Origin of the sequence: Comamonas sp., from assembly GCF_036666375.1 — a bacterium.
Lineage (GTDB): Bacteria > Pseudomonadota > Gammaproteobacteria > Burkholderiales > Burkholderiaceae_C > Comamonas.
The window spans coordinates 1-5,364 of the sequence record NZ_JAVWWA010000185.1; the positions used below are offsets into that span (position 1 = coordinate 1).

A 5,364-nucleotide genomic window follows, 5' to 3' on the forward strand; every position below is an offset into this window, starting at 1 on the left:
TACCCAATTACGCTGGGAAACGGCTTGTAATCAAGCTAATTTGGTGCCGGAGAGAGGAAGCAGGCCCCTGCTGTCCGCCAGTCTGATCACCCGGTGATCCGCCTGGATGTTTAGTCAGTTCGATTGGGTGGGGTGACAAGGGGCTGACAAGTTAAGACGCCCTCATAATTTCCCATTTAAAAACAAGGGCTTATCTATTTATCAGTCCAGTCCATCATGGGCGCCACGCTCATGCGCCAATTGAGTGCAACTGCTTGATTTTCTTGAGATTTCTGCGGATTCATAGGTGTTGTTTGGGGCCTGTGGCGCTGGCGGCAGCGCCGCGGACAAGGCCGATATTGTGCACACCCGAGCGCAAACCTTCAGCTCCAAGGCCTTGCCCACTCTGCGGCGCAGGCGCCTGCACAGCGGTTGGATGGATTCAATGCCCTGCGCACATGGGGTTTACGAATGTCTGTTTTCCGATATTGTTTCAATGTAAAGCATCGTTTTTCATGTAAAAAAATGTTTGTCTCGCGGATAATTTCGCACTGAGCACCTCGTCCATATCAATCATTCGCCCGCGCCAGTGCGACCGCGTGCGCCAGCCGAAAAAATCCGATGCCTCCACGCCGTTTCCTGTCGGTCCGACTGAGGTCTGTGGCGTTCTGCGCCGCGCTGACCTGCCTTTCTGCTCATGCCGCCGAACCAGCCGGGCCGCGCTTCGATATCTCGCGCTTTCAGGTCGAAGGCAATACGCTGGTCTCCAGCGAAGCCATCGCCAGTGCGCTGGCCCCGTTGACCGGACCGCAGCGTGAATTCAGCGATATCCAGCGTGCGGTGGAAGCCGTCGAGCGCGCCTACATGCAGGCCGGCTTCACCGCGGTGAAAGTGGTGTTGCCCGAGCAGGAAATCGCCGGCGGTGCCGTGAAGATCCGCGTGGTCGAAGCCGTGGTGACTTCGGTCAAGGTCGTGGGCAACCAGCATTTCAGCGAGGAAAACATCCGTGCGAGCCTGGCGGTCCTGCAGACCGGCAGCGCGCCGCGTCTGGGGGCGCTCTCGGCGGCCATCCAGCAGGCCAACGACAATCCGGCCAAGCAGGTGTCGGTCAGCATGGCCGAAGGCGCTTTGCCAGCCACGGTGGAGGCCACGGTGTCCGTCGTCGACCATAAGCCGCTGCGCTTCATCGCCACGCTCGACAACACCGGCACCGCTGCAAGCGGCCACTGGCGCACCGGCATCGCGCTGCAGCATGCGAATCTGTTCGATCGCGATCACGTGGGCACGCTCGCGTACTCCACGTCGCCCGACGGCCCGTCGGGACAGAACCTGAACGTCTACTCGGTTGGCTACCGCGTGCCGCTGTATGCGCTGAACGACAGCATCGACTTCATCTATGGCCGCTCCAGCGTCAACACGCCCGCGAGCTCGCCCACGCTGGGCGGTGTGCTTGGCTTCACGGGCAAGGGCGAGACCTGGGGGCTGCGCTACAACCTCTTCCTGGGCCGCACGGGTGAGACCGCGTCCAAGGTCGTGTTCGGCCTGGACCACAAGAAGATCGACTCGCGCTGTGATGTGAACGGCCAGCCCATCAGCGTCACGGGAGCGACGCCGCCGATCTCCTCCTGCGTGCCGTACACCACGACGCCGTTGAGCATCACCTATATAGGCCAGCGCGACGCGGTGGACCAGGCGCTGGCGTACAACCTCGGGCTGGCGCGCAACTTCGCCAGCGGTGCGCGCTACACCAATCTGGACGGCCGCACGGACCGCTACTCCTACCTGACACCGGGCAATCGCAGCACGCGCGACGGCTTCATGGTGGTGCGCGGCGGCGCCACGCTGCTGCAGGCGCTGGACAGCGGCTGGCAGATTCGCTTTGCGGGCAACGCCCAACTGACCCACACGCCGCTCGTTTCCAGCGAACAGTTGGGCCTGGTGGGCAGCAACGCGGTGCGCGGCTTCGACGAGCGCGCCGTGGCCGCGGATGGCGGCCTGGTGCTCAACGCCGAGCTTTACACGCCTGAGTTGGGCGCGCACATCGGCCTGCCGGGCAACCTGCGCGGCCTGGTGTTCGTGGATGCCGGCTATGGCAGCAACCGAAAGACGGCGGGCACCTACCTGCCGGGCCACACCAAGGTCGCCAGCACCGGTCTGGGCGCGCGCTACACGCTGAGCCGGGACTTCAGCGTCCGGCTGGATGCGGCCCGGGTGCTCGATGCCGGCAGTTCATACACCGAGAAGCGCGGCGACTGGCGCGCCCATCTGAGCGCGATGTTCGCGTTCTAAGAAAAGAGAGCTTCCCCCATGAAATCGAACAAGGCATTCCGGCTGCGCTTTCTCTCGCTGGTGGTCGCGGCGATGTGCGCCGGCGGCGCGCACGCCCAGCTCGCCCCGGGCGCGCTGCCCACCGGCGCCACCGTGATCGGTGGCCAGGCATCGATCGTGCAAAACGGCACGACGCTCAATATCCACCAGACTTCGGCTCAGGCGCTGGTCAATTTCTCCAGCTTCAACATCGGCTCGGCTGCGCTGGTCGACATTCGCCAGCCGGGCGCGGCGGCGGCGCTGCTGGCGCGTGTGACAGGTGGCGACCCGTCGCAGATTTACGGCCAGATCACGGCCAATGGCGCGCTCTGGCTGGTCAATCCCGCGGGCATCATGGTGGGGCAGGGCGCGCGCATAGACGTAGGCGCCTTCATCGCCAGCACGCTCAATGTGAGCGACTCCGACTTCCTGGCCGGGCGCCTGAACTTCACTTCGGCCGGCAACGCCGCCGGAGTGCGCAACGCGGGCACGGTCAATGCCGGCGCGGCAGCGGGCGGGGGACGCATCTATCTGGTAGGCCAGACGGTGGAGAACGCTGGCAGCCTCAACGCCCCCAATGGCGAGGTGCTGCTGGCTGCGGGCCAGAACGTACAGCTGCTGGATACCGGCCACCCGGGCGTATCGATCGCGCTGTCCGGCGCCGGCGGCAATGCCAGGAATCTGGGCCGCATCGTGGCCGAAGCCGGCCGCATCGGGCTGGGGGGGGCGCTGGTGGCCAACGCCGGTGAAATCAGTGCCAGCAGCGCCCACAGCGTGGGCGGGCGCGTGTTCCTGCGCGCCAACGAGGTGACGACGTCAGCGGCGTCCCATATCCATGCCGATGGCTTGTCGGGTGGCAGCGTGGTGCTGGTCGGTGACACGGCCGACATTGATGGACGCATATCGGCCACGGGCAGCGCGGGCCCGGGCGGCTTCGTCGACACCTCGGGCCATGCCCGCCTCAACGTCAAGAATGCGCCGACCGTGGGCAAGGGCGGAGAATGGTTGATTGATCCAAGCAATCTGCAAGTCGTCGCGGGCGCCGGCGGCGACGCCAATGTGCAGGAAGGAATCATCGTTTCGACCGAAGCTGGTACAACGATAGGCGCCGACGTCATCACGGCCCAGCTCAACGTCGGCGCCCACGTGGTGCTGGCCACCGGTGGCAGCGGCACCGGCGAGGGCAACATCACGGTGAATGCGGCGATCGCCAAGACCGGCGGCGAAAACGCGCAGCTCACGCTGCGTGCCCACAACGACATCGAGATCAACGCGCCCATCACCAGCAGCGCTGGTTCGTTGGGCCTGAGCCTGAAGAACAATTTCCACGGCAGCACGACCACCCCCGGCCGCGCGGCCACCATCAACGCGGACATCAACCTCAACGGCGGTGCGCTGGAAGTCTCGCAAGGCGAGGCGCTGGGCAACGGAACCCTGAATATTGCGAGTGGCACCACGACGCTTCAAGGCGCTTCGCGCATTCTCGCGGCGGCGGTCAATGTCAGGAAGGATGGCCGTGTATCGATCGATTCGGCGCAGACGCTGCAGGGCGTTTGGACCAATGCCGGCGAGATAGAACTGCAGGGCGAAGGCGCACTGAACCTGGAAAACGCGGACGCGAGCCTGCTCAACACCGGGCGCCTGACCCTGTCCGGCACCAACAGTGCCGTGCTGGCCGGCGCCAGCGAAGCGTCCAACCTCACAAACAACGGCGAAATCGTCAAGACTTCGTCGGGTGCCCAGGACATCAGCAGGCTGACCAACGGCGGCGCCGGCAGCATCGTGATTGAGGCCGGGCAATTGTCGCTGTCCAGGACAACCTTGGGCGGTGCCGTGAAAGTGGCCCAGAACGCCGAGCTTGCGATAAAGGGCGCCGAACAGGGCGAACAGGGTTCCGAGCTTGCCGGTGGCGTCAACATCACCGGCGCCGGCGCCATGACATGGCGCGGCAACGTGAGGCTGCTGGGCGATGTGACGCTGGGCGCCAACGCGCCGACACTGACCATCGAACCCTCGGTCCTGACTTTCGTTGGCGGCACGAACACCCAGCTCACGACGCATAACCTGATCGATATCCGCGGCGAGCTCGTGCTTGATGGCGACACGGTCTGGAACAACCACGGCACGATCAGCGTGGGCGCTGATCAGCCTGGAGTGCTGTCCTTCAATACCAATGCCATCTTCAACAACAAGTCGAGCGGCGTGGTGGACGTAAGAAACAACTCGCGTGTCATGCTCTCGACGTTGACCACCATCAACAACGAAGCCGGCGCGCTGCTGCAGATTGCGTCCACCGAGACCAATACGTTCAGCGGCGGCTATCAGGGCCGTATCAACAACAGCGGCACTATAGAGAAGACGGGGCTGGGCACCACGCCGGCGCCGATCGTGAACCAGGCCGGCGGCTTGCTCGACATCAGAGCCGGCGTGCTGGGCGTCACATTTTCGTCCACCGACACCAACCAGGGCACGATCCGTATTGCCGAAGGCGCAACGCTGCGCAGCTACGGTCCCCAGGATCTTTACAACGCGGGCACCATACGCGGCACGGGTACGGTTGATTTTTACGCTGCAGGGCCGACATTGGTCAACGCCTTTCCCGAAGCGCTCCAACTGGTCAACGCGGTCGTGGCGACGCCCAAGCTGGTCAACAACGGCATCGTTGCTCCGGGCGGATCGGACGAAGTGGGCACGCTGACGGTCAACGGCGGCTATGCCCAGGGAGCGCAAGGCGCTTTGAACATCCGGCTGTCGGGCGACACCGCCGACAAACTCCAGGTCACCGGCCCGGTCCAGCTGGCTGGCACGCTCAACCTGTCCACCCTGGGCGGCGGCCTGCCTGTCGATGGAGTGCAGGCCAGCGTGCTGACCGGTGACGCGGGAAGAACTGGCTCCTTCACTGTGGTGAATGCGCCCGCAATCATCACTCCAGAGCTTACCGGCAGGCTGGCAGTCGACTATCCCGTGTCGGAAACTGCCTTGGTGCAGGTAAACGCAACGACTTCCCCGACGGTCGTCACGCCCACGCCCACGCCCACGCCCACGCCCACGCCCACGCCCACGCCCACGCCCACGCCC

The 5,364-nt window shown here is 64.6% G+C and carries 2 protein-coding genes; both read left to right on the forward strand.

Translation table 11 applies throughout. The annotated features are described in order from the left end of the window. The first annotated feature begins 639 nt into the window (after positions 1-639). Positions 640-2,268, forward strand: coding sequence for a ShlB/FhaC/HecB family hemolysin secretion/activation protein (locus tag RR928_RS24155; RefSeq protein ID WP_332684592.1), 1,629 nt, complete (start codon positions 640-642; stop codon positions 2,266-2,268). Positions 2,269-2,286: 18 nt separating this feature from the next. Beyond that, on the forward strand, positions 2,287-5,364 hold a 3,078-nt coding region (locus RR928_RS24160; RefSeq protein ID WP_332684594.1), incomplete at its 3' end, for a two-partner secretion domain-containing protein.